Origin of the sequence: Phytohabitans sp. LJ34 (genome assembly GCF_052068095.1) — a bacterium.
Classification (GTDB): domain Bacteria; phylum Actinomycetota; class Actinomycetes; order Mycobacteriales; family Micromonosporaceae; genus Phytohabitans.
The window spans coordinates 94,398-117,815 of sequence record NZ_JBQHDG010000010.1; the positions used below are offsets into that span (position 1 = coordinate 94,398).

Sequence of the window (23,418 nt, forward strand, 5' to 3'; positions counted from 1 at the left end):
CGACGACAACCATCAATATTGTGGAATCGTCGGCGTGCCCTTCACCGGAAGCCACCCCGCCGCCGTACTCCCCCTGATCCGGTGGGGCCTGCCACCCTCCGCCCTGGTGATCGGCAGCATGGCGCCCGACCTGCCCTACTACCTACCGGCGCCGGTGGACGGCGCCACCACGCACAGCCTCGCCGGCGTCTTCGGCGCCGACCTGGTGCTCGGCCTCGTCATGCTGGGCGTGTGGCAGGCCCTGCTCGCCCCGTTCGCGGCAGCGATCGGCCCGGCGGCGCTGCGCGACCGCCTCCACCCACCGGCACCCGGCCGCCCGCGCCCCGCCGCCCGCGCCGTGCTGGTGGTGGTCGCGCTGACGCTGGGCGCGGCCACGCACGTGGTGTGGGACTCGTTCACCCACGTAGGACGGTGGGGCCCGGCGCACATCGACTGGCTCGCCGAGTCGCACGCCGGCCTGCCCGGCTACCGGTGGGCCCAGTACGCCAGCGGCGTCGCGGGCGCGGCCGCGATCGCGCTCTGGCTGGCCCGCTGGTGGCGCGCGACTTCCCCGACCGCTCGCCGCCCGGCGGCACCGCGCGCGGTCGCCGCGGCGAGCTGGACGCTCATCGCGCTGGCCACCGCGACCGGCGCCCTTTTCGCCGCACTCCCCGCCCTACGCGACGCCGACCACCGCGACGCCGCCTTCCTGGCCATCACCCGCGGCGGCGGCGCCGGCCTGCTGACCGCCGCCCTCTGCGCGACACTCGTCCTGCCCGCCCGCGTCCGCGGCACCTTCTAGCGCGCTCTCCATCTCCGATCCCGCGGCCTCACCCTTCGCTGTTGGTCTCGGTCACCCCTCTGGACGGGTGAGGCCGCGGGAGCAGCGGTCCGGACCACGACGGACATCGCGGTAGCTCAAATCTCTTTCTGGATGAACGCCACCCGACTCCGGCGCTAGAGCGCGGGCTTGACGAGGATCTTGCCGGTGGCGCGGCGTTCGTCAAGCTCGGCCACCGCCTCCGCGGCCCGCTCCAAGGGGTAGGTGCGGCCCAGCGGCGGGTCGAGGCGACCCGCCTCCAGCAGGGGCAGCAGGTCGGCCCACTGCTCACGCAGGTAGCCCGGCCGGGACTGCCAGAAGGCGCCCCAGCCGACGCCGACGACGGAGATGTTGTTGAGCAGCAGGCGGTTGACCTTCACGGTCGGGATCTCGCCGCCGGTGAAGCCGACGACCAGCAGCCGGCCCTCGGGCGCGAGGCTGCGCATCGAGTCGGTGAAGCGGTCGCCGCCGACCGGGTCGACGACGAGGTCGACGCCGCGGCCGCCGGTGCGTTCCTTCACCGCGGCGCGGAAGCCGTCCGCCAGCACCGCGTCGTCGGCGCCCGCGGCGCGGGCCACCGCCGCCTTGTCCTCAGTGGACACCACGGCGATCACCGTGGCGCCCGAGGCCTTGGCGAGCTGGATCGCGGCCGTGCCGACGCCGCCCGCCGCGCCGTGCACGAGGACCGTCTCGCCGGCGCGGAGGGCACCGCGGCGAAGCAGTCCGAAGTGGACGGTGAGGTAGTTCATCGGGAGCGCCGCGCCCACCTCGAACGGCACGGTGCCGGGCAGCGGGAAGACCATGTCGGGCTCGACCGCCACCACCTCGGCGAAGCCGCCGAAGCCGGGGAACGCGGCCACCCGGTCGCCCGCCGCCAGGCCCGACCCCTCGGGCGCCGCGCGGACCACGCCGGCCACCTCGCAGCCGAGGATGAACGGGGGCGGCGGCTTGATCTGGTACTGCCCGCGGGTGAGCAGCGTGTCGGGGAAGGTGACCCCCGCCGCGACCACGTCCACCAACACCCGGCCGTCGCCGGAGGGCTCCGGGACGTCACCGACCTCGATCGACCCCGGCCCGTCGAGCCTCGTCACCCGTGCCGCACGCATCCCCGCACTCTAGCCGCGCGCGGGCGGCTCGGGGCGCGACTGGACCTCAAGGATGCTTGAGGTCATAAGGTCATGGTCATGGGCGACATCCGCGGGGACCGTAAGACCTTCTTCAACCTGCTGGTCAGCACGCTGCTGGTCTCGGTGATCAACTTCACGGTCTGGTTCGCGATCACCTTCTACGTGTACCTCCAGACCCGCTCGGTGTTCGCCACCGGCCTGATCTCCGGCATCTTCCTGGCGCTGACCGCGTCGACCGGCATCTGGTTCGGCAGCCTCGTCGACCACCACCGCAAGAAGACGATGATGCAGGTGTCGACGGTCGCGTCGCTGGCGCTGTACACGGTGGCGTTCGCGGTCTACCAGCTCACCCCGAAGCAGTCCTTCACCGACCCGGCCAGCGTCGCGCTGTGGGTGGTGGTGCTGCTGCTGATGTTCGGCGTGATCGCCGGCAACATCCGCACGATCGCGCTGCCGACCCTGGTCACCGTGCTCATCGAGGAGGAGAGCCGGGGCCGGGCGAACGGCTTGGTCGGCACCACCACCGGCGTGACGTTCCTGGTCACGTCCGTCATCAGCGGCGTCCTCGTGGCGGTCGGCGACATGTTCTGGGTGCTCGTCCTCGCCCTCGCGGTGCTCACCCTCGCGGTCGGCCACCTCTCGCTCGTGGCGGTGCGGGAGCCGGCGCCCGCTGACTCCTCGGTCAGGCGTACGGTCGACCTGCGCGGCACCGTCGGGGTGGTGCGCGGCGTACCGGGGCTGATGGCGCTGATCATCTTCTCCGCGTTCAACAACCTGCTCGGTGGCGTCTTCATGGCGCTGATGGACGCGTACGGCCTGTCGCTGGTCTCCGTGCAGGCGTGGGGGCTGCTCTGGGGCGTCCTGAGCACCGGCTTCATCGTGGGCGGCCTGCTCGTCTCCCGCACCGGCGTGGGCGCCAACCCGGTGCGCCTGCTGCTGGGCGTCAACCTTCTGCTGTGGACGGTCACCCTCCTCTTCCCGGTGCGCTCGTCGATCGTGCTGCTCTCCGCCGGCATGTACCTGTACATGCTGTTCGTTCCGTACGCCGAGGCGGCCGAGCAGACGATCCTCCAGAAGGTGGTGCCGTACGAGCGGCAGGGCCGGGTGTTCGGCTTCGCGCAGAGCGTCGAGCAGGCGGCCTCCCCACTGACCGCCTTCCTCATCTCGCCGGTGGCCCAGTTCGTGTTCATCCCGTTCATGACGGACGGTGCCGGCGCCGACGCGATCGGCGGCTGGTTCGGCACGGGCCCTGAGCGGGGGCTGGCGCTCGTCTTCATGCTGACCGGCGCGATCGGCATCGTGGCGACGGCGGTCGCGTTGGGCAGCAGCCCGTACCGCCGGCTGGCCGACCGCTACGCGGAAGCTCCAGCCCCCGTACCCGTGTCAGGGCTGTAGCCACCAGGGGCTGGTGTACGCCACGCCGAAGTCGTTGCACGGGTGGCCGGCCGGACCGGGCGTGCCGTTGGCCGCCGCCGGGTCGGAGACCCGCAGCACGACCCAGTTGCCGTCCGCGGCGTTCAGCGGCACGGTGAAGTCGGCGACCGTGCCGTTGACGGTGTCGACGACGTCGACCACGGTCGGCGCCGACGTGCCGGGCCGCAACACCTGGATCCGCAGCGGCTTGCCGTCCCACGCCGCGCCCCGGTCCACGTCCACCAGGAAGCGCACGTCGGCCGACGCGGTGCCGAGCACGCCGCCCATCCGCACCCCGTTGGCGGTGGCGTCCACCCGCAGGCCGGAGACCCGGGTGGCGAACACGCGCCGGGCGGTCATCGCCGCGAACACCGCGTCGCGGGTGTTCTCGGTGACCCACATGCCGCTGCGGCCCAGGCCCTCGTGGAAGCCCCACGAGGTGCCGTGCTCGTCGGTGACGCCGGTCAAACCCGGCCGCCACCCCGCGTTGAGGCAGGCGACCAGCGGCGAGGTCATCCCGGACGACCAGCCCTCGAAGAGGTAATCGTCGCCACGGTTGAACATCTCCAGCCCCACAAGCTGGGCGCGGGCCGAGGCATTCAAAGAGAAGTTGTCGAACCGGCCCACCTCGCGCCCCGGGTGGTTGAAGCTCGCCAGCCCGCCTGAGCGACCGGTCAGCCAGCTGTACAGGTTGCCGGGACTGCTCGCCCGCAGCAGGTCCGCGAACTCGCTGGTGTTCCAGACGTTGATGTGCCCCTGCAACGGGTGCGACCACTCGAAGCCGCGGATCGCCGTGAACTGCCCCGGGTCGTTGGCGGCGTTGGCCAGCTCGCCCGTGGTCCGCCACTCGCCCGAGCTGAGCCCCTCGATGGCGAAAAGCGTGGCGTGGTCGGTCAGCGCGGCGACGTCGAGGCCCGCCTCCCGCATCGAGGCGAAGGCCGCGGCGGCGCTGCCGTCGCCGTCGGACATGACCGTGTGGTTGTGCATGTCGGCGTGTACCAGCGTTGTGCCTTGGGTGATGGCCGACGCCCGCGCGGCGCCGGCGGCCGCCGCGGCGGCCATCTTCGTGTTCGCGCGGGCCGCGCCCGGCAGGGCGGCCAGCATCAGCGCGCCGCCGGCGCCGGCCAGCAGCGCGCGGCGGCCCAGGGCCGTGATGTCGACGTGGCCGTACGGCACGCCCTCGCGGGGTGCGTGATCGTGGTGGCAGTGATGGGGGTCGCGTCCACTCATAGAGAAACATCAGCAAATCGCGATACGACGGCGCCACCGCGCCGAGTCGTCCGCAAAGCGAACATTGCGGTACCGGTAAGGTCGCGTCGTGCAGCAGACACCCGCTGACCTGGACACCGTCCGGCGGCTCGCCGCCCAGGTCGACACCACCGCGTTGTGCGACGTCACCCCGGACATCCGGGTGATGTCGCCCGCCCTGCGCTGCCGCTCGGCCAACCCGGCGCTGTGCGGGCCCGCGATCACGGTGCGCTGCCGCCACGACTTCCTCGGCGTCATCCAGGCCATCGAGCGGGCCGCGCCCGGCGACGTCGTCGTGGTCGACGGCGGCGGCCACGAGACCGCCCTGGCCGGCGAGCTGTTCGCCCGCGCCGCGCTCGCCAAGGGGCTGGCCGGCATCGTCGTGGACGGCGGATACCGCGACCTCCGCTTCGTCGCCGCGTGCCCGCTGCCGGTCTACAGCCGGCACGTCACGCCGGCCGCCGGCACGACCGTCCGCCCGGCCACCGTCGGCGGCCCGGTCAGCTGCGGCGGCGTCCGCGTCGGCGCTGGCGACATCGTGATCGCCGACCACGACGGCATCGTGGTGCTCGACCCGGCCACCGCGGTCGCGTCACTGACCGCCGCGGCCGCCGTCATGGAGACCGAGGCCCGCGTGGCGGCGCGGCTGTCGGACGGCGCCACCCTCACCGACTGCCTCGACGTGGCGGCACACCTCGAGCGGCTCACCCGGGGCGAGCCGTCGAAGCTCCGCTTCACCGTCTGACCAGCCGCCGGCAGAGTCGCCTTCACCGTCTGACCGACCGCTCCGGCACGTACCAGCTGCCGGCCTCGCCGGGCCGGGCGCCGGGCGCGTCGCCGAAGTAGACCGGCCCGCGGATCCGCACCGCGACGGCGATCATGTAGACGTCACCAATCGCGGCGACGGCGTTGACGAACAGGCCCAGCAAGGCGAACATCGACAGCCCCACCGAGCCGAACGCGACCAGCGGCAGGGCGAGCGCCGGCAGCGCCACGAGCGGCGCCGCGAGCACCACCACCATCGACGCCCGCGGCAGGAACCAACCGGGCGCGTCGGCGTAGGCGTACCAGCCCTTGAACCCGAACACCGGGCGCGTCCCGGTGAAGGCCCACAGCAGCACTCCATGTATCGCCTCGTGCGCGACGAGGGTGAGCACGGGCGTGGCGACGAGGCCGCCGACCAGAACGGCGAGGAACACGGCGGGCGCGGTGTCACGGGCGTCGACCGTCCACCCCTCCGGGCGCACCAGCCCCGCGGCGAACCCGAGCGCGACGACCGATGCCAGGCCCCACGGCAGGGACAGCCACGACAGCGTGCGCCGCAGGCGCGGGTTGCCGTGCAGGCGCAGCGTCCCGCCCAGCACGAACCCATCCGGCAACGACCGACGCGCGCGCATACGGCACGGTACCCGCGCGCCATCCACCGCGGTGGGCCCGTCGCCGGGTGCGCGCGCGTCGCCGTCGACCGGCTTCGCCGGCCCGGGTGGCGTTGGTGTGGCTACCGCATCAGCCGCTGGTGGATGCGGCGACCGCCGGCGGTGGCACGCCGGCGGGCTGGGCCGCCTCGGCGGCGAGCCGCCGGATCCCGCGTTCGGCGAAGATCAGGGGAACCAGGCCGAAGACGCCGAACGATATGTCGACGATCTGCCATCCCCACGGGATCCCGCGGATCGGACCGGCGATCAGGGCGAGCGGCACGACCGCCACGCAGGCGATCATCCCGAAGTGCACCACCCAGATGTTTCGCACGGGATCCCGCAACGGCCCCCAGAACGCGACCGCGATGACGAGATGCGCGAACGCCAGCCAGTCCGTGCCGTACGCCATGAACGGGTAGTCCCGGTTGGTCGCGACGATGCCCTCGTGCGCGCGGTCGACCCAGTCGACGAGCCCGGGCAGGTGGTCGGGCGCGGGCGACCAGTCGGCGTGGATCAGCCGCACCAGCAGACGGGTCTCGGTCTCGAGCGGAAACGCGGTGACGCCGCTGACGACGAGGCCGACCACGAACACCACGAGCCACACACGGACGCGGGTCAGGGTGCGCATGGGCGGAGCGTAACCCGACCGCCGGTGCCACCCGCCGCGCCGCGGTCGATCTCCACAAAGTCTTCACGGTTCGGCCCCGCCCGCGGCTCAGCGCGCCAGGAACTCGCGTGCCCCCCGGAGCCGGCCGGCCAGCCGCGACTGAGTCATGGCACAGTCCAGCCGCACGTCGAGGCCGCCCGCCAAGCCGCTCCCGGCCCGCAACCCGGTCGGCAGCGCGGCCTCGTCGAGCCCGTCGCGGCGGGCGATGAGCACCCCCAGCTCGTGCCGGCTGACCGCGTCGGCGCCGGCCACGTGGTGGATTCCCGGGTACGGCGAGGCGGCCAGCTCCAGCAACGCCGACGCCAGATCCTCGACGTGGATCGGGCACCGCACGTCGTCGGTGAACAGCACACCGCCCGAGGCGCCCGACGCCAGCGCCCGCACGTGCGCCTCGTGCGGCGAGTCGCCGTTTCCGACGATGAGCGAGGTGCGGGCGACGACGGCGCCGGGATCGAGGCCCATGACCGCGGTCTCGGCCGCCGCCTTGGCGGCACCGTAGGGTGTGGTCGGATCGGGTGGGCACGCCTCGTCGTAGCGGTCCGCGAGCCCGGAAAACACCGCGTCGCTGGAGACGTGCACAAGCCGCGCCCCCACCGCCACGGCCGCCGCCGCGACATGCGTGGCACCGTCCGCCGTGGTCGCCCAGTCGGCCTGCCGGTAGGCCGCGTTGACGACGGCGGCGGGCCGGAGCCGCTCGACAAGAGCGGTCACGTCGTCGCGACGCCTGATGTCCAGCGCCCGCCAGCCGACGCCCGCGAGGTCCGGTCGGTGGCGGTGAAACGTCGCCGCGACCCGCGCACCCGCACCCAGCGCCTGCCGCACGACCTCCCGCCCGAGCAACCCGCTGCCACCGACCACGAGAAGATCCATCGCCGCCACGGTAGCGGGCCGCCTATCCGGCCAACTAGATCCTCTCCTGGAGCCTCCGGCCCCAGACCCCCTCAGAGACGGGGAAGAGCTCGCGGGGATGACCCTTGACCGGCGGGCCGCCTCGTAAATCGTGACCCCAAGCGAAGCGCTCCGTGGCGAATTTTGGCCCCTATAGGGGCCATTTCTCGCCACGGACGCGCTCGGGCTGGCTTGTCGCGCGGAGGTCGGGGGATCTCGGCGAGCCGCCGGGCGCCGCGGGAGCGGCGGTCCGCGGTCTAGACGCGGCGGGCGTCGGCGAGGAGGGCGCTGTCGGCCGCAGGGGCTGAAGCCAAGCTCGACCGCTTCGCCGACCGGGAGTGGCTCGCTCTCGCGGCCGAGCAGGTGGACGCAGCCGGCCAGGTGGTAGCGCGGGCGGCCGTCGATCACCAGGACGTCGGCCGTCGTGCGGGCGATACGGGCGGCGTCGGCGGGCGAGACGTACTGCGCGGCGGGCTCGGCCGGCGGGTAGTCGAGCGGCTGGCGCGTGTCGAGCGGCTGGTGGGCCTGGTACTCGACGTCGGGCTCGGCCACCGCGACCCACATCCAGAGCCATTTCGAAATAGGTGAGAGGTGGGTGGTCGCGACGGCCACTCCGCACGAATGGTCGGCGATCTCGGCGCGTTACCCGTTAGCGGATAACGCAGGGGTGACCGGGACCAACGGCGGACGGGTGCGGCCGCGGGAGCAGCGGTCCGGACCACGACGGACATCGCGGTAGCTCAAGTCTCTGTCTTATATAGGGGTTTCAGGGCCTCCGGTACGTGAACAAGACGCCAGCCCCCGACGAATAGGCGAAAAGCGCGGTGTCACTGAAGAACGGGTCGCCGCCGATGCTGCCGCACGTATGTCCATACCGATGTCGCGACCAGCAGCAGGGTGGTGGTGACGGTGACCCATCCGACCCGGATCGGTCCGTGGTGGAACGTGCCCAACAGGCCGATCGCCCAGCCGCCGGCCGCGACCATGAGCAGGCCGTTCGCGCCCGAGATGCTGGCGGTGCGCCCGGCCGAGCGGACCGCCGGCAGGACGGGAAGGCGACATAGCGCAATCCATGTGACGTGCAGGGCCGCGGCGGTCAGTGCCCCCGCGCCGAGGAGCGCGAACAATCCCGGCAGGGATCCTTCGGTCAGATAGGTCGTCGTGTTCCGCGCGAATTGCAGGGCGCCCCAGCCGGCCGTCGCGAGCGCGGCCACGGGCACCAGCACCACGCGCGTGGCGAGGAGGGTCGCGGCCAGGGTCGCGCGGGCGGCGCCGGCCACGATGACGGTCATCGCACGCGCCCAGCACCACGTCCAGTTCACCGCCCAGACGAAGCCCACCTTGCACCAGTACCAGGCGCGCAGCAGCGCGTTGCCGGCCATGACCGTGGCGGCGTGGGCCGCGAACGCGACCGTCTCGGCGAGGGCCAACACCGCCCGACCGATCCGATCAGGCAGCTGCTGGGCACCGGTCAGTCGCCGTGGTGGGCGGCGCCGCGGCGTCGCGATCCTTCTCGGCGGATCGGGGCGCGAGAAAGGCCCTTCACGGTACGGCAGCGTCCAGTCGGCCGTACGCGCGATGGCACCGCAGGTGGCGATCAGCAGCGCCAGCGCGGCGGCGGCGCAGGCGAGGACGAGCACCGCGTTCGACACCCCGGTGGGCAGGTCGACCAGGTGGCGAGCACCGGGTACCACGGCCGCGGCCGACACCGCGAGCGCGGCGGGCGCGACGGCGAAGACGCTGGCGACGAGCGCGGCCGCGGACCCGACGTCCGCGCGTTCGAGCGCGTCCTGCGCGAACTGGAGCAGCCAGGCGACGGCGGTCGCCACGACGAGCGCGGTCCAGATGAGCTGAAGCCGGCCGCGGTCGGACGCTTGAAGGAGCAGCGCGCCGCCGCCGGCGAGGACCCAGCCGGCCAGGGCGTACGCGGCGAGGGCGCCGAAGCGGCGCAGCGGAAGTGCCACGACCGCACCGCCCAGCGCGACCGCGGCGAGAAACACCGGCAACGCGTCGTCGACTGCGGCGGTGAGCAGGAAGGCGAGGCAGACGGCGGCCCGCCACGCGAAGGCCAGCACCGGCCTGAGCCGCCTCGGCTCCGCTCCGGCGAGGGGAAGGAACCGGTCGTGGCTGTGGCAGTAGACGTCGACGTCGTCGATCAGCTCGGCGTCACAGCCTTCTTCGCCACAGCCGGCGGCGGAACGGAAATCACGAGCGCTCGTGATCGGAGCGGTGAGGGTGGTCATGATGGGCCTCCGGACGGGACGTCTCGGGCCTGTCTCGGCTCGTGCCGAACATGGTTCTCCGCCATTTCCGCCCCCGGAACATCTGTGTGCGTGGACCTCGATAACGAAACGCAACGCCGCGTCAGCCGGGTGGAATACACGAATGCCATATCGGTTCGGGTCGCACCGCCAAATGGGTTACCGCAATCAAGCACCTCACGATTTCCCGCTGTCGATCTGTCGGTGTTCAGACAATGCAGCCCGACAGAGATCAATGATCGTGGGGCCGTCGGAATTTCACATGGCGAAGTGGCGCGTGACGACGGCGCCCTCCATCCACGTCTCAGGCCGAGAGGGGCACCCACGTCCCGTGTTCGACGGACCGGAGGGTCGATGACAGGCCGGCCTCTTCGAAGGCTTGCTCCAGGTCGGCGCGGCCCTCCGAAAAATGCGCCCAGCCGTCGTAGTGCGCCGGAACCACGATTGCCGCGTCGAGGACCGCCGCCGCCGCGGCGGCTCGGCGGCTGTCCAGCGTGAGGGGGCGGCCGGCGAACCTCGCCGGCACTCTGGCCGCCCCGGCGAAGAGCACGGCCACGTCGATCCGCGGCGCGCGGCGGGCGATCTCGGCCACCGTCCGGATCGAGGCGTTGTCGCCGCTGACGTACACCGTGGGCAGGTCCTGTCCGGACAGGACGAAGCCGGTGACCTCGCAGATGACGTTGCCGTCGCTGTCTCGCTCGGCGTCCTCCGGGCCGTGGACGGCGGGCACCGCGAGCACCGTCAGCTCGCCGCCACCGTCCGGGCGGGGCAGGGCGTGGGTGGCCCAGGGGGCCAGACCGACCGCCGGCGGGCCCAGCCGGCCGGCGGTCACCGGACCGGTGAGCAGCGCCGGCGCGGCCAGCGCGAAGGCGCGGCCGCGCTCGTCGAGGTTGTCGAGGTGGACGTCGTGGCTGACCAGCACGAGATCGACCGGTCCGAGCCCGCCCTCGGCCACGACCGGCCCGGCGGTCTTGGTCAGGTAGCCGCGCGGTCCGGCGTCGTCGAAGGTCGGGTCGGCGACGATCCGCAGACCGCCGAGGTCTACGACCGTGGTCGGTCCGCCCAGGACCACCGCGGCGCACTCCTGCCGTGCCAGCTGCGTGTCCGTCACAGGCCCTAACCTATCGGCATGAGTGACGCGGACGACGTGCGACGGCTGGCGCTCGCGCTGCCGCACGTGGTCGAGATCGACAGCGACGGCTTCGACTTCCGGGTAGGCGACAAAGGGTTCGTCTGGTCCTACCCGGAGCGCAAGCCCGGCCAGCCGCGCGTCATCCGCACCGACATCGCCGTGCTGTACGTGGGCGACGAGGCGGAGAAGCAGGCCCTGCTGCTCGGCGAGCCGGACCTCTTCTTCACCACGCCCGGCTACGACGGCCTGCCCCTGGTCATGCTGTGGCTGGAGCGGGTCGGCGTCGACCGCCTCACCGAGCTGGTCACCGACGCCTGGCGGATGCGCGCGCCGCGGGAGCTGGCCGGCGACCTGGACGGCGGCCCGCATGTCTCTGCGTGACCGGCTCACGCACCCGGACGACGAGGTGCGCCTCGACGCCGCCCACCTGGCCGGCGCCTCCGGCGACCTGGGGCTGGTGGACACGCTGCTCGACATGGCCTTGCACGACAGCGCCGAGGTCCGCACGGTCGGCGGGCTCGCCGAGGTGTACGAGCACGTGGGCGACGCGGCCGCCGGGGCGCTGGGCGGCATACTCGGGCGGCGGTCGGAGCACGACCCGCGGATCCGCGCGGCCGCCGTCGACCTCGCCCACGACGACGAGCGGGTGGCCACCCTCCTCTACTACCTCGGGCGCCGCTACGAGCCGCTGCGGCGGGAGCTGGAGACGCATCCGGAGGATCGCGTGCGGCTGCGGGCGGTCAACGCCGTGCTGTCGACGCACCGCACGCGGGAGTTCAGCGCGCGTTTCCTCGCCGACAGCTCGCCGGCGGTCCGGATCGAGGCGCTCAACGTGCCGAAGAACGTCCTCGACCGGGACGCCTGCCTGCGCCTCATGCGCCACGACCCCGAGCCGCGGGTACGGGCGGCGGCGGCCGAGACGCTGAGCTACACCTCGGTCCCCGCCGCGCCGTTCGTCGAGGCGGCGAAGGTGGAGACAGCCCCAGGACCGCGGGCCGCGCTGCTGTCCTGCTTCGCCTACCGCCTCGGCGAGCCGGGCGTCGTGCGGGCCGTCGTCGGCTTCCTCGCCGAGGACGCGCCGCCCGTCCGGCGCAGGGCGGCCGAGCTGCTGCGCGGCGTCGCGGACCCGGTGGTGGCCGCCGCGATCGCATTGCGCGTGCTTGTCGAGCCGGACGGCTGGGTGCTGAGCAACCTGCTGGCGTACAAGCACCTGCTCGCCCTCGCGCCGGAGCTGCGCGGCCTGCTCGAGCGCATGCTCGCCGAGGCACGCGGCGACGGGGACCGGTGGCGGCTGTCCACCGCCCTCGCGGCGCCGTCCGCGCCTTCCCCGCCCGGCCCGGCCGGCGAGCTGGACGAGCGGCAGCGGGCCGCCGTCGAGGCGGAGCGGCGGGGTCCACGGTGGACGGCCGATCTGGCGGGGCTCTTCGCCGCGCGCATGGCCGGTGCGGGCGCCGACCCGCTCTCCGTGCTCAAACCCTAGGCGTGCGGGCGCAGCACGCCCGAGACGCCGCGCGGATGGCCGGTGCGGGCGCCGACCCGCTCTCCGTGCTCAAACCCTAGGCGTGCAGGCGCAGCACACCCATGACGCCGTGCGCACCGACCACAATGGAACCGTCGCCGGCCAGCGCGACCGCGTAGACCGGGTGTTCGACGGGGATCCGGTGCAGCTCCCGCCCGGCCGCCAGGTCCCACACCCGCACGGTGCCGTCCCAGCCGCCGGAGACCGCGATCGCCCGGCCGTCCGGGTGCCGTCCACACGCGACGGTGCGGGCGTCGCGGTGGTGACCGGGCAGCGGCTCACCCACCGGCGCCCCGTGGGCCAGCCGGTAGCGGTGCAGCCGCCCGGCGTCGTCGAGTGCCACGACGAGGTCGCCGGCGACGTCGAGCGTCGACAGTGGATCCGGGCCGGCCCGGGGAAAGACGGCCACCGCACGGGCGGACGCCAGGTCGTACACCCGCAGGTCGTCGCCGGTCGTGGCGACGACGACCCGGCGGTCGCCGGTGACGGCCCGCCCCCAGTGGCTCAGGCGCGCGGCGCCGAGCGCCTCCCCGCTGGACAGGCACCACCAGCGCAACCAACCGAGGTTGCCGACCGACACGGCGACCGGGCGCCCGTCCGGCAGGACCGCCGCGGTCACGTCCCGCACGGGCTCCGGTCCGGGTGGCTCGTCGGGTACGCCGGTCGGCCGGTAGCGCCCCGCGCCGGCAAGCTCGCCGCCGGGCGGCACGACGATCGTGCGCAGCAGGGCGCCGGAGTCCACGTCGAACACGCACACCCGCCCGTCGAGGCCACCCGTGACCGCGAGCGGCGGCCCGCCCGGTGCGCGCACGCACGCCACCGCCGCCGCGTCGTGGGAGTCGTGCAGCACCGACTCGGGCGGTGCCCCCTCGGCCAGGTCCCAGGCGCCGATCCGTCCATTGTGGTGGGCGGTGACCGCCACCCACCGCCCGTCCGAGCGGGCGGCGCAGGCGACCGCCGCCGGCGACGCGAGCGGCACGGGCGGCTCCCCCTCCCCGGCGTCGAGCGGCCACGCGCGGACGATCCCGTCGCGGCCGCCGGTCAGCAGGCATTCGCGGCCCCGGACCGCCACCGAGACCTTCGGGTACAGCGGGTCGACCGGCACCGGGTCGGCCGGCGGCGGCGAGGGATGCGGGCGCAGGCGGGGTGGGTCGCCGGCGACCGCCCAGCCGCGCACCGCGCCGCCGGTCGTCGCCGTGTCGAGCATGCTCCAGTCGCCGGACGGCACGGTCACCTCGACGCCGACGAGCACCGGGACCCCGTCGGGCGGCTGGACCGCGGCCAGCGAGCGGAGCGGGATGGGCAGCGTGACCCGGTCGAGCTCCACCGGCGCTCCCCCGGCCGCCTCCCACAGGCACAGCAGCGCGCCTTCGGCGCCGGCCAGCACGTGCCGGCCCGCCGCGGTCGTGGCACCCACCACCGGCCCGGTGCCGCGCCCGCGGACGAGCGGCCCGCCGCCGGTGGACCACACGCCGTACTCGCCGGACCCGGCCACCGCGCCCACCACCTCGCGCACCGTCCACAGTGCCACGATCGGCCCGCGCAGCGCGGCGACCGTGCGGTGCGGCACCTCCTCCACGGGCAGCAGCCACCGGGCCGACCAGGCCAGGCCGCCCTCGTACACGAGCCGGTCGGCGAGCTGGTCCGCGCCGGTCCGGCGGGCGGCGAGCTGGAGGTGGGCGCGCTCGTCCGCGTCGCCGAGGTACGCGCCGGCGCGGTCGCGAGCGGCCAGCTCCACGGCCGGCCGCTCGCGGTCCCGCGGCTCAGCCGAGCCAGGCGCCATCGCGGTCCTGGGCGGGGCTTGCCGCCGTGCGGGCGGCCGCGGCCCGCAGCGGGATGGTGGAGGTGTCGTACGCGAACGTGGCCACCGCCGTCGCGACCGCGTCCGCGTTGGTGTCGAATGCGAACAGGTTCACGTTGCCGAACAGCCGGTACTCGCGGCGCAGCTGCCGGTAGAGCTCGGCGTCGGCGCCGTTCCGCTCGGGGGTGAGGCTGTCGCACGGCGCGTGGTAGCACGGGTCGTACGGCGCGCCCGCGACACCGCCCCACAGCGCGACCTCCGCCGCCGTCTTCGACAGCTCGGCACCGGTGAACAGGCCGCCGGCCGGGATGCCGACGCCGGCCGCGATGAACGGGCCGTAGTCGGAGCGGCCGGTGAAGTCGGACGCGGCCGTGGGTTCGCCGCGGGACGCGAAGAAAGCCTCGAAGACGTCCTCGATCTGCGCGGAGCCGGGCGGGCCGGCGGGTGAGCCGGCGGCGGCCGAGTCGTCGCCGTCGTACACGCCGAACGTGTAGTTGGGCGACCCGATCATGTCGAAGTTGAGGTAGAGCGCGACCCTGTCCCGCTCCGCCTGCGGCAGGTTGGCGACGTAGAACGTGGAACCGGCGAGGTTCGACTCCTCGGCGCCCCACCACGCGAAGCGCACCTTGTTCTTCGTCTTGAACTTCGCCATCCGCAGTGCCACCTCGAGGATGCCGGCGCTGCCGGTGCCGTTGTCGTTGATGCCGGCCGTGTCCGGCTCGGAGTCGAGGTGGGCGCCGACCATCACGACCTCGTCCGGGTCGCCCCACCGGGACTCGGCGAACACGTTGACCGTTTCCCGGACCTCGGAGGTGGCGTCGACCGAGATCCGCACGTTCAGCGTGCCGGCCAGCGCCGCCGCGACGAGGGCCGCGCCGAGGTCGTACGAGATGGAGACGGCGGGGATGCCGACCGGGACGCCGAGCGTGCCGGTGAAGAGCCCGAACCGGTCCGGGTTGGCCTCCGGCGTGCCGTTGCCCTGGTTGAAGATGATCGCGCCGATCGCGCCGGCGGCCTGCGCGTTCCGCACCTTGAGGCCGAACCCGCAGGAGGTGCCGGGCGCGGCGCCGCGCTGCATGATGGCGATCTTCCCGGCGACCTCGGGGCCGAAGTCGCCGGGCTCGCAGCCGGAGGTGCTGGCCCGCGGCGGCGTCAGGTTGACGTCCACGGGTACGACCGCGCCGCTCGCGCTGCCACCACCCGAGCAGTCCAGCACGTCGTAGTCGGTCCCGGCGACGTAGGTCGTGGGTGTGGGTGCGAGCTGCGCGAACGACGAGCCGGTGTCCTCGCAGAACGTGAACGAGAACGGCTGGCGCGTCACCTTGTAGCCGGCGTGCCCGGCGAGCGCCGCAACATAGTCGGCACTGCGGTCGTAGCCTGGCATACCGGACGCCCGGTTGCCGCCGCTGACCGCCGCGATCCCCTGGAACGCCACGAGGTGGCGCAGGAGGCCGGAAAGCGTGACGTCCTTCGTAAGCTTTCGGACGGGATCGTCGGTGGAGTGCGCCCGCGCCGGTGCGGCGACGGTGAAGGCGCCCAGCAGCACGGCGGCGGCGGCCGCACCACACAGGCGTCTGAGCGATCGAGACACCACGGTGTGTTCTCCCTTTCGCGAACACGGAACGGTAGCTCCGATATCCAGCAATCTAGATTCGGCACCGAACGTGTGGAAGGGGTCACTCCCACCCGCGTCTGTCGTGGGTCCCGCGAAAGCCAGGTCAGGGAGGGCACCCCTGCCACGGAGTGCCCTCCCTGAGCGCTGGGTCAGGCGGCCTTGACGCTGAAGGTCGCCATCATGGCCATGTCCTCGTGCTCCAGCATGTGGCAGTGGAGCATGTACGGACCGACGTGGTCGGTGAACGTGGTGACGACCGAGAACCCCGTGTTGGCCGGGACGAAGAAGGTCTCCTTCAGCGCGGCCTCGTGCGCCGCGACCGGCAGGTCCGCCCCCGGTATCGGGTTTCCGCCGGCGTCGAAGGCGAGCTGGAACCGGCGCACCAGCCGCCAGTCGACGTCGTGGAGATGGATGGCGTGTGGCTGCGGTGAGTCGTTGAAGAACGTCCACCGCTCCGTGGTGTTCAACACCGGGTCGGCGTCGATCCGGCCGGCCTGGAACGGCTGGTTGTTGATCGTCCACTGTGTTGGGACGCCGGCGGCGTCGAGGGTCGCCCGGAGCACGAACGACCGGTCCTCCACCGGCTCGGGGAAGGCCGGCACCGGGCGCAGCGCGGCCGGCACCGAGCTCGTCTCGGTGAGGTCGCGGTTGACCCGGAACTGCATGAGCTCCCTCGGCGGGTTGCCCGGCGTCGCCGGTGTGTTGGTGTCCAGCAGTACGAGGTTCTGCCCCAGCAGGCCGGCGAAGTCGAGCACGATCTCCACGCGTTCCGCCGGTTGCAGGATGATCGACGTGCGCTGGACCGGGGCCGGCAGCAGGCCGGCGTCGGTGCCGATCTGCGTCATCGGGGCACCGTTGCTGAGTCCCAGCACGAGCGGGCGCCGGTTGGCCGCGTTGAGGATGCGGACCCGGTACTTGCGGTCACCGACGTCGAAGTACGGCTGCGGCCGGCCGTTGACCAGCCACGTGTCGCCCAGCGTGCCGACGATGCTGAAGTTGTAGGGAATCTGGTTGTTGGCGTCGAAGGTGCGGTCGGTGATGACCAGGGGTACGTCGAACTCGCCCCGGGGCAGCGGCAGGGCGCTGTCGAACCTGTCGTCGAGGATGAACATGCCGGCCAGGCCGTTCCACACGTTGCGGCCGGTCACGTCCATCCGGTGGTCGTGGTACCACTGCGTGACGGCCCACTCGGGCTCGCCGCGCTCCATGTGCTCGTACACGTACGTGCGCTGGCGCCCCCGGGGGATGAGGAAGTCGTTCGGCTGACCGTCCTCACTGGGCCGCGAGTGGCTGCCGTGGTGGTGGATGGTCGCCTGGCCGAAGTTCGCCGGCAGGTCGTTGCGGAAGGTGATCCGGCTGGTCTGGCCGCTGGGCCGCCGGATCGTCGGGCCGGGGAATATCCCGTTGTACGTCCACATGCGCGTTGGTGGGCCGGTCGGCATGACCTGCACGTCGGCCTCGCGCATCTGGATGGTGACCTCGGAGCCCCGGAGGACGGGTGGGATGCGCAGCGGCACGCTGTACGGCACGACGGCCGCCTGCGCGGTGGTGGAGGAGAGGACGAAGTTGCCGACGACTGCCATCAGGACGGTGGCGCCGGCGGCCGCCCAGCGCGAGCGCACCCGCGACAGGCCGGTTCGACGACGTCGCGCCGGCACCACGGCGGAGGGTGCCATGCGGACGGTGAGGCGCAGCCCGCCGGCGGCGAGCGGCAGTGCCGCCAGGGCCACCACGAAGGCGTCCTGGACGGCGTAGGCGGCCGTGTCCGGGCCGAGTCCGGCCTTCTCCGTGCCGTCGAAGGGTGCGGTCATGGCCGCGTGCTCCGCGGGCGAGTGGCCGGTCTCCCGCATCATCGCGTGGTGCACCCGGGCCAGGCCCGCCGCGTCGAGGTTGCCGTAGTCCGCCGCGTACTCGCGGCACTCGGCGGCGGTGAACATCGCCGGGCACGAGGTGTCGTACCCGACGGCGGCGAGGTTCGGCGCGATGGCCGGCGGCGCCAGCCGTGCCGAGACCACCGACTGGAGCGGCGCGGTGGCCAGCAGGAGCGCCGTGAATACGCCGGCGGCGGCGCCGGCCTGTACCAGCAGCCCGCGCGGGCCGCGGTCGTGCCAGCCGCGCCGGCGGGCCAGCCAGGCCATCGCGCCCGCGGCCAGCAGCGCCAGCGGCAGGACCAAGAGCGCGGCGGCGCCGATCTCCCGTGGACCCGACGGGTCACCGCCTCCGAGCACGGTTGGTGGCATGGCCAGCCACGCGGCGACCGTACCCCCGGTCAGCAGGAGTGCGACCAGCAGCACACGTCTGCCGCCGACCGCGGGTCTCTGCCCGACCGTCCTTTGTGGTGGTTGCATCTTCCGCCCGCCTTTCTCGGCTCCCTAGGCGGAGCCTCTCGTCCATCTTGGACCCACCAGTTCACAGATCCAGCCGTGGCGAAACGGACTGCTTCCCCTTGGGGGTAGGCGCTGTGTCCAAACTGGAGACATGGTGGACTGCCCGGCGATTTCGCCAGGCAGTCCACAATGGTCGGACGGGCTTATCGCTACCGGACGAACACCTCCCGCTGGAAGTAGTCCTGCCGGCCGCTGTCGTCGAGGAACTCGTTGAACATCACGAAAGGCAGGATCCCGATGTTGAACCGGGCCTGCATGTGCACCCGCATGAACCCGTGGTCGAACGTGGCGTACAGCGCCGGCCCGCCGTCGGTGGCGGACACGTCGGCGAAGTGCGGCGTGGTCCGCCCGTCGACCACCGGCTCGGCGGCGGCGCGCCCGCCGCCGGTCACGCTGATGTCGGTGTAGAGGCTCACCGGCACGTCGCCCCAGTCGATCGGACCGTCCGGCCCGGCCGCGGTGACGCGCAGGTACGTGCGCCCGTCCCGCGCCGACAGGCTCACCTCCGATACCCCTTTGGTGCCCGCGTCGGTGTTGCGCCACCGGGTGTGCAGCCGGTCCGGGACGATCGGCGCGCGGAGCATCGGCAGCCGGTCCTCACCGCGGGCGTACCCCCGCTCCGGAACGGCGCCCAGCGGGTCGGCGGCCTCCGTCAGGGCCTGCGGCCCGCACCGGTGCAGAAACTCGCGCGAGAAGTAGTCCGTGCGGCCGCTGCCGTCGGTGAAGGTGGTGAACGCGCCGCACACCATCACGTTGTGCAGCATGTTCGCCTGGATCTGCGTGCGGGCGTGGCCCAGCTCGAACGTGGCCCGGTACGCGCACACGTCGCCCGACGCCGGCGAGAGCGCGTACACGCCGTCGACCGGCACCTCGCCCCAGTCGCGCAGCCGGTCGGCGTGCGGGTCGGTGGCCCAGGCGTGCGCCCACACCTGGCCGTCGCGGTCGGTCAGCTCCACGGCGGTGATCCCCCACGTCTGGTGGTTGGCGTTGCGCCACAACCCGACCAGCGGTCCGGTGTCGATCGGCGCGGCCCGCGCCGGCCCACCGTCGGGGAGGCGGTCGATCTCGCGGAGATACTGGGCGGTCGTGGGCATGGTGGCCATGCGGCACCCCCGGATAAATTGTTTGGTTTCGATGCCAATGCTATGTGGACGGGCGCGGCGACCCGACGGGTGAGAACCCCCCGGGGCCCTGCCCGGAGAGTGCGTGCGGCGCCCGGCGATACCAGATCACCGGCTCGATGTCCGGGTCACCGGCGTGCCACCGCGGCGACCCGAGGACCAGCACGTGGTCGGCGACGGCGATCGTCTCCCGCACCACGCAGACCGCGCCCGCGGCCGTGCCGTGCAGGAGCGGCACGCCGAGCGTCCACCGGTACGGCACGCCGGCGAACCGGGCGGTCGGGTCGCCGGCGGCGAAGGCGCGGGCCAGGTGCCGCTGCGCCGCCGACAGCACGCAGAGCCCGAACCGCCCGGCCCGCTCGGCCGCGGCCAGCGTGCGGCTGTGCGCGGCCAGCGAGACCAGCAGCAGCGGCGGGTCGGCCGACACGGAGGCGAGGGCGGTGACCGTGCAGCCGAGCGGGCGCGCGCCGTCCGCGCCGGTCACCACCGCCACGCCCGTGGGCCAGCCGGCCATCAGGTCCCGGAACCTGTCGGCCGGCGGGGCGTCCACCTCAGGGCTTGAAGAACGAGGCGTCATGTTCGCGTCCCAGGACGGCGCGGCCGATGGTGGCGAGGAGGTGGTCGTCGTTGTCGTGCCGCACGTAGAAGGTCAGGTCGCGCAGGATCCGCTCGACCGGGCTGGGCCGCACCAGCGAACGCGCACCGCAGGCCCGGATGCAGTGGTCCACAGTGGACAACGCGAGGTGCTCGACGACGTGCCGGGCGCGGCTGCCGGCGATCCGCGCCTCGTCGACGCGGCCGCCGTCCCACAGCCGGGCCACGTGCGCCAGCCAGAGCCGGGCGGTGTCCAGGTCGACCGCCATGCCGCCGACCCGCTGCTGCACGTACGGGTCGCCGCCCTTGTCCTGCTTCTCGATGTAGGTGATCGCGTAGTCGTAGGCGCCCTCGGCCGCGCCGAGGAAGCTCGCCGCGTAGTGCGGGATGAACGTCGACTGCCACCCCTGGCGCACGTAGTCGCCCGGCTCGCCGAGCTGCCAGGCCGCCCGCACCGGCGTCCGGTCGAAGTGGACGAGGTGGCTGGCGGTGGCCCGCATGCCCACCGGGTCCCACCACGAGGTGTCCACGGTGATCGACGGGTGCCGCAGGTCGCAGCCGAGCAGCAGCACGCTCTCCGGCGCGGCCGCGTGCCGCGCGCCGCCCGGCCCGGCGAGGCTCACCAGCAGGATCGCCCAGTCCGCGCCGGTCGCGCTGGTCGCGAACGCCTTGGTGCCGTCGACGGTCCAGCCGTCCGCGGTACGCGTCACCGTGGTCCCGAAGCGGCGCGTCTCGCCGGGCTTGGGCGCCTGCGGCTCCCCGCTCCAGGCGACCCACTTCTCGCCCCGGCGCACCACGCCCTCGAACCACCGCTCGCGCTGGTCGCCGGTGGCGAAGGCGTCGAGGAGCACCAGCGCGTTCGCGTGCCCCTCCCAGCAGCGGGCCAGCGACAGGTCGACCCGGGCCAGCTCGCGGGTCATCTCCCACAGCGTGTGGGTGTCGCGGCGCAGCGGCCCGAGGCCGAGCCCGCCGTGCTCGGTCGGCACGGTCGGCGCGAGCAGCCCGGCGGCGAATAGGTCGTCCAGGTCGGCGGCGGGAAACTCCGCCCCGCGGTCGTATCCGGCGGCCCGGGCGGCGAACCGGTCGCGGGCCAGGTCGGCGACGCGCCGTACGGCGGCGGCGCCGGTCGCGCGTGTCTCGATTTCGACGCTCATGGTCCCCTCAGCTCGGATAGAAGTGTTCGCGGACATAGAAGGGATAGCGGTGGCCGCCGTCCCCGAACGTGCTCGCGGTCTCGATCGTGAGCAGCCGCCGGTCGAGGTAGCCGACCATCTCCACCCGCCCGGCGGCGAGCTCGAAGAAGGCGGTGAACGCGACCGCCGCGGCGCTGCGCACGTCGCCGGCGTAGGCGCTGCCGACGGTCTCGTGCCAGTCGTGGCGGCGCGGCGTCCACACACCGTGCGGGCGCACGGCCAGGTAGCCGTCGCGCTCCCGGATCCGCACCCAGGCGAGCCGGGTCGCGGCCGGGTCGACGTTGCGCCACAGCCCGACCAGCGCGGTGGGATCGAGCTGCCACGGCCCGAGCGGCGCCGACGTGGGCGCCGGGTGGCCGTACCGGCCGGCCGGTTCGCCCACGGCGGGACCGGCCGGGCCGTCGCGGTGGAAGAACTCCCGGGTCCAGTACGGCGCCGGCCAGCCCGGCCCGCTGAAGGCCTGGTAGGTGTTGACGACCAGCAGCCCGCCCCGGGTGTATGCGGCCAGCCGCAGTCCGCGCAGCTCGGTGTCGTGCACCGCCGTGAACGCCACGGCGACCGGTGAGTTGGGTGTCGCCGCGTACGCCCACGCCTGGATCTCGCCCCAGTCGTACGGCTCCCGCCGCCCCGCGCCGAGCAGGCGCAGCCGCGGCCCGCCGGCGCTCTCGGTCAGCACCAGTCGGCGCACTCCCCCGGCGGCACCGTCGGTGTTGCGCCAGGCGCCGAGCAGCGCGGCGTGGTCGAGCACCGACCATCCATCATGGAGGACCGAGGACCGCATGCGTCATCACCTCCCGGATCGTCGGCTCCGGCGGCATCGGCCGGCCGGTCATCAGCCGGAACTGGTGCGCCGCCTCCACCGCCAGCACCCGCCGCCCGTCGATCGCGCGCAGCCCCCGGCTCCGGACCTCCTCGACGAGCGCGCTCGACCCGCCCGGCGGACACACCATGTCGAGCACGGCCGCACCGGCGGTCAGCCCGTCCACCGGAAACGGCAGTCCGGTGTGTACGGAGGTGGCGTGCACCACGACCATCGGTCCGCTGGGCCGGAACGCGCGCAGCGGCGTGTACGGCAGCCCCAGCAGGTCGGCGGCGAGGCGGCCGCGAGTCCCGCCGCGGTTGACCATCGTCACGGCGGCGCCGGCGTCGCGCAGTGCCACGGCCGCCGCCCGGCCGGCACCGCCGCAGCCGACGACCGCGGCCGAGCGGCCGGCGAGCGGCACCCCGGCCCACCGCAGGGCCACCGCGACCGCGGACACGTCGGTGGTCGTCGCCCGCCAGCGTCCGCCGCGCCGGGTCAGCGCGTTCGCCGCGCCGGCCGCCTGGGCGACCGGGCTGACCACGTCCGCGACGTGCAGGGCCACCTCCTTCAACGGGCCGCTGACCGTGAGGCCGCGCAACGGCAGGCCGAGCGCGCGCAGCCCGTCCGGCACCTGCGGCCAGAACCCGGTCAGGAAGTCGCCCAGCCCGGCAAGGTGGAACGGCAGGTACAGGGCGCAGATGCCGCGTTCCCGGTACGCGCGGTTGTGCAGGCCCGGGAAGCCGGAGGTCAGCGCGAGCGGACCGGCCAGGCCGTACAGGTCGCGCACCGGTGGCAGGTCCGGAAACGGGTAGTCGGCGCAGATCCGCGCCACGTCGAGCGGGTCGCCCTCCAGCGGGCCGGCGACCGCGGGCGCCCCGAGGTACGGCGCGAGCAGCCGGCTCCAGGCGCCGAGCGGTCCGCTCCCGTACGCGGTGACGTCGCGGCGGCCCAGCTCGGCCAGCAGCCGCAGCGGGGTCAGCGCGGCCGCGGCCGACGGCGCCCGCGGCGCGAGCAGGTAGCCGGCCGCCGGTACGGCCGCCATCGCCGCGAACCGCTCGCGCAGCGCGGGCAGCGGCACGGCCGGCCCGTGCCAGGAGATCCGGCGCCGCGCCGGGGGCACCGCCGCCAGCACCGCCGGGGTGAGGTCGCGGTCGGCGTCGAGGTCCACGACGTCGTACCCGGTAGCCGCCGACGCGACCCTCGCCCGCCGGACGGACGGCGGGTCGGCGCGGCCACCCAGCGTGTAGAGCAGCCGCCGGCCGGGGAGCGCCCGGCGCAACGCGGCCGGGTCGAGGTCGCCCACCAGGTCGGCGCGGACCTCCAGCAGCGTGACGGCGTCGGGCACTGTGGACAGATCCGCCGGCCAGCGGGTCAGCGTCGCGGTCACCTGCGTCATGCCGTCACCCACCCGGGGGTATTTGCCGTCTGTACGG

The 23,418-nt window shown here is 73.7% G+C and carries 20 protein-coding genes; 5 read left to right on the forward strand and 15 right to left on the reverse strand.

What is annotated here, in order from left to right:
- Window positions 1–34 precede the first annotated feature (34 nt).
- Window positions 35–781: a DUF4184 family protein gene (locus tag ACTMTJ_RS19230; protein WP_441218412.1), complete on the forward strand. Its 747-nt coding sequence runs from the start codon at window positions 35–37 to the stop codon at window positions 779–781.
- A gap of 155 nt (window positions 782–936) precedes the next feature.
- Here the strand turns inward: ACTMTJ_RS19230 and ACTMTJ_RS19235 are convergent, their stop codons facing one another.
- Window positions 937–1,905 (reverse strand): NADPH:quinone oxidoreductase family protein, encoded by a 969-nt coding sequence (locus ACTMTJ_RS19235; protein ID WP_441218414.1) that lies wholly within the window; start codon window positions 1,903–1,905, stop codon window positions 937–939.
- Between the two features lie 78 nt (window positions 1,906–1,983).
- Between ACTMTJ_RS19235 and ACTMTJ_RS19240 the strand changes: the two genes are divergently transcribed.
- Entirely contained in the window at window positions 1,984–3,321 is a 1,338-nt protein-coding gene (locus ACTMTJ_RS19240; RefSeq protein ID WP_441218416.1) for an MFS transporter, read from the forward strand.
- Here ACTMTJ_RS19240 and ACTMTJ_RS19245 read toward each other — a convergent pair.
- The gene (locus ACTMTJ_RS19245; protein ID WP_441218418.1) at window positions 3,310–4,569 is read right to left on the reverse strand and encodes a CehA/McbA family metallohydrolase; all 1,260 of its coding nucleotides are present in this window, start codon (window positions 4,567–4,569) and stop codon (window positions 3,310–3,312) included. The two genes, ACTMTJ_RS19240 and ACTMTJ_RS19245, sit on opposite strands and share 12 nt — an antisense overlap.
- Before the next feature lie 88 nt (window positions 4,570–4,657).
- On the opposite strand from ACTMTJ_RS19245, the gene ACTMTJ_RS19250 reads away from it, so the two are divergent.
- Window positions 4,658–5,332, forward strand: coding sequence for an RraA family protein (locus tag ACTMTJ_RS19250; protein WP_441218420.1), 675 nt, complete (start codon window positions 4,658–4,660; stop codon window positions 5,330–5,332).
- 22 nt (window positions 5,333–5,354) lie between these two features.
- Here the strand turns inward: ACTMTJ_RS19250 and ACTMTJ_RS19255 are convergent, their stop codons facing one another.
- The 5 genes from ACTMTJ_RS19255 to ACTMTJ_RS19275 all read right to left on the reverse strand — a co-directional run bounded on the left by ACTMTJ_RS19255 (window position 5,355) and on the right by ACTMTJ_RS19275 (window position 10,932).
- Complete coding sequence (locus ACTMTJ_RS19255) at window positions 5,355–5,984, reverse strand: DUF3267 domain-containing protein (protein WP_441218422.1); 630 nt, start codon at window positions 5,982–5,984, stop codon at window positions 5,355–5,357.
- Window positions 5,985–6,093: 109 nt separating this feature from the next.
- Window positions 6,094–6,633: a hypothetical protein gene (locus ACTMTJ_RS19260; protein ID WP_441218424.1), complete on the reverse strand. Its 540-nt coding sequence runs from the start codon at window positions 6,631–6,633 to the stop codon at window positions 6,094–6,096.
- A gap of 87 nt (window positions 6,634–6,720) precedes the next feature.
- Window positions 6,721–7,542, reverse strand: coding sequence for a sugar nucleotide-binding protein (locus ACTMTJ_RS19265; protein ID WP_441218426.1), 822 nt, complete (start codon window positions 7,540–7,542; stop codon window positions 6,721–6,723).
- A gap of 845 nt (window positions 7,543–8,387) precedes the next feature.
- Window positions 8,388–9,803, reverse strand: coding sequence for a hypothetical protein (locus ACTMTJ_RS19270; protein ID WP_441218428.1), 1,416 nt, complete (start codon window positions 9,801–9,803; stop codon window positions 8,388–8,390).
- A gap of 322 nt (window positions 9,804–10,125) precedes the next feature.
- The gene (locus tag ACTMTJ_RS19275) at window positions 10,126–10,932 is read right to left on the reverse strand and encodes an MBL fold metallo-hydrolase (RefSeq protein ID WP_441218430.1); all 807 of its coding nucleotides are present in this window, start codon (window positions 10,930–10,932) and stop codon (window positions 10,126–10,128) included.
- A gap of 18 nt (window positions 10,933–10,950) precedes the next feature.
- Here ACTMTJ_RS19275 and ACTMTJ_RS19280 point away from each other — a divergent pair, with 18 nt between their 5' ends.
- On the forward strand, window positions 10,951–11,334 hold the full coding sequence (locus ACTMTJ_RS19280) for an MmcQ/YjbR family DNA-binding protein (protein ID WP_441218432.1): 384 nt from the start codon (window positions 10,951–10,953) through the stop codon (window positions 11,332–11,334).
- Entirely contained in the window at window positions 11,321–12,433 is a 1,113-nt protein-coding gene (locus ACTMTJ_RS19285) for a hypothetical protein (protein ID WP_441218434.1), read from the forward strand. Before ACTMTJ_RS19280 ends, ACTMTJ_RS19285 begins: the two co-directional genes overlap by 14 nt.
- A 76-nt stretch (window positions 12,434–12,509) precedes the next feature.
- On the opposite strand, the gene ACTMTJ_RS19290 is transcribed toward ACTMTJ_RS19285, so the two are convergent.
- The 8 genes from ACTMTJ_RS19290 to ACTMTJ_RS19325 all read right to left on the reverse strand — a co-directional run bounded on the left by ACTMTJ_RS19290 (window position 12,510) and on the right by ACTMTJ_RS19325 (window position 23,381).
- Entirely contained in the window at window positions 12,510–14,255 is a 1,746-nt protein-coding gene (locus ACTMTJ_RS19290) for a WD40 repeat domain-containing protein (protein ID WP_441218436.1), read from the reverse strand.
- On the reverse strand, window positions 14,236–15,867 hold the full coding sequence (locus tag ACTMTJ_RS19295; RefSeq protein WP_441218438.1) for a M28 family peptidase: 1,632 nt from the start codon (window positions 15,865–15,867) through the stop codon (window positions 14,236–14,238). The genes ACTMTJ_RS19290 and ACTMTJ_RS19295 overlap by 20 nt, the downstream gene beginning before the upstream one ends.
- A 170-nt stretch (window positions 15,868–16,037) precedes the next feature.
- The gene (locus ACTMTJ_RS19300; protein WP_441218440.1) at window positions 16,038–18,182 is read right to left on the reverse strand and encodes a multicopper oxidase family protein; all 2,145 of its coding nucleotides are present in this window, start codon (window positions 18,180–18,182) and stop codon (window positions 16,038–16,040) included.
- A gap of 242 nt (window positions 18,183–18,424) precedes the next feature.
- Complete coding sequence (locus ACTMTJ_RS19305) at window positions 18,425–19,378, reverse strand: hypothetical protein (protein WP_441218442.1); 954 nt, start codon at window positions 19,376–19,378, stop codon at window positions 18,425–18,427.
- Between the two features lie 40 nt (window positions 19,379–19,418).
- Window positions 19,419–19,973, reverse strand: a complete 555-nt coding sequence (locus ACTMTJ_RS19310) for a flavin reductase family protein (RefSeq protein ID WP_441218444.1) — start codon at window positions 19,971–19,973, stop codon at window positions 19,419–19,421.
- On the reverse strand, window positions 19,948–21,144 hold the full coding sequence (locus ACTMTJ_RS19315) for an acyl-CoA dehydrogenase family protein (RefSeq protein ID WP_441218446.1): 1,197 nt from the start codon (window positions 21,142–21,144) through the stop codon (window positions 19,948–19,950). Before ACTMTJ_RS19315 ends, ACTMTJ_RS19310 begins: the two co-directional genes overlap by 26 nt.
- Before the next feature lie 7 nt (window positions 21,145–21,151).
- The gene (locus ACTMTJ_RS19320; RefSeq protein ID WP_441218448.1) at window positions 21,152–21,964 is read right to left on the reverse strand and encodes a hypothetical protein; all 813 of its coding nucleotides are present in this window, start codon (window positions 21,962–21,964) and stop codon (window positions 21,152–21,154) included.
- Entirely contained in the window at window positions 21,942–23,381 is a 1,440-nt protein-coding gene (locus tag ACTMTJ_RS19325; protein ID WP_441218450.1) for a hypothetical protein, read from the reverse strand. The genes ACTMTJ_RS19320 and ACTMTJ_RS19325 overlap by 23 nt, the downstream gene beginning before the upstream one ends.
- Window positions 23,382–23,418: the final 37 nt, after the last annotated feature.

Bases quoted from the DNA above. Each gene is read 5' to 3' on its own strand.
- ACTMTJ_RS19290 (WP_441218436.1), bottom strand. From the start codon at position 14,255: ATGGCGCCTGGCTCGGCTGAGCCGCGGGACCGCGAGCGGCCGGCCGTG.
- ACTMTJ_RS19280 (WP_441218432.1), top strand. From the start codon at position 10,951: ATGAGTGACGCGGACGACGTGCGACGGCTGGCGCTCGCGCTGCCGCAC.
- ACTMTJ_RS19260 (WP_441218424.1), bottom strand. From the start codon at position 6,633: ATGCGCACCCTGACCCGCGTCCGTGTGTGGCTCGTGGTGTTCGTGGTC.
- ACTMTJ_RS19285 (WP_441218434.1), top strand. From the start codon at position 11,321: ATGTCTCTGCGTGACCGGCTCACGCACCCGGACGACGAGGTGCGCCTC.
- ACTMTJ_RS19315 (WP_441218446.1), bottom strand. From the start codon at position 21,144: ATGAGCGTCGAAATCGAGACACGCGCGACCGGCGCCGCCGCCGTACGG.
- ACTMTJ_RS19240 (WP_441218416.1), top strand. From the start codon at position 1,984: ATGGGCGACATCCGCGGGGACCGTAAGACCTTCTTCAACCTGCTGGTC.
- ACTMTJ_RS19265 (WP_441218426.1), bottom strand. From the start codon at position 7,542: ATGGATCTTCTCGTGGTCGGTGGCAGCGGGTTGCTCGGGCGGGAGGTC.
- ACTMTJ_RS19305 (WP_441218442.1), bottom strand. From the start codon at position 19,378: ATGGCCACCATGCCCACGACCGCCCAGTATCTCCGCGAGATCGACCGC.
- ACTMTJ_RS19325 (WP_441218450.1), bottom strand. From the start codon at position 23,381: ATGACGCAGGTGACCGCGACGCTGACCCGCTGGCCGGCGGATCTGTCC.
- ACTMTJ_RS19255 (WP_441218422.1), bottom strand. From the start codon at position 5,984: ATGCGCGCGCGTCGGTCGTTGCCGGATGGGTTCGTGCTGGGCGGGACG.
- ACTMTJ_RS19235 (WP_441218414.1), bottom strand. From the start codon at position 1,905: ATGCGTGCGGCACGGGTGACGAGGCTCGACGGGCCGGGGTCGATCGAG.
- ACTMTJ_RS19245 (WP_441218418.1), bottom strand. From the start codon at position 4,569: ATGAGTGGACGCGACCCCCATCACTGCCACCACGATCACGCACCCCGC.
- ACTMTJ_RS19320 (WP_441218448.1), bottom strand. From the start codon at position 21,964: ATGCGGTCCTCGGTCCTCCATGATGGATGGTCGGTGCTCGACCACGCC.
- ACTMTJ_RS19310 (WP_441218444.1), bottom strand. From the start codon at position 19,973: ATGACGCCTCGTTCTTCAAGCCCTGAGGTGGACGCCCCGCCGGCCGAC.
- ACTMTJ_RS19270 (WP_441218428.1), bottom strand. From the start codon at position 9,803: ATGACCACCCTCACCGCTCCGATCACGAGCGCTCGTGATTTCCGTTCC.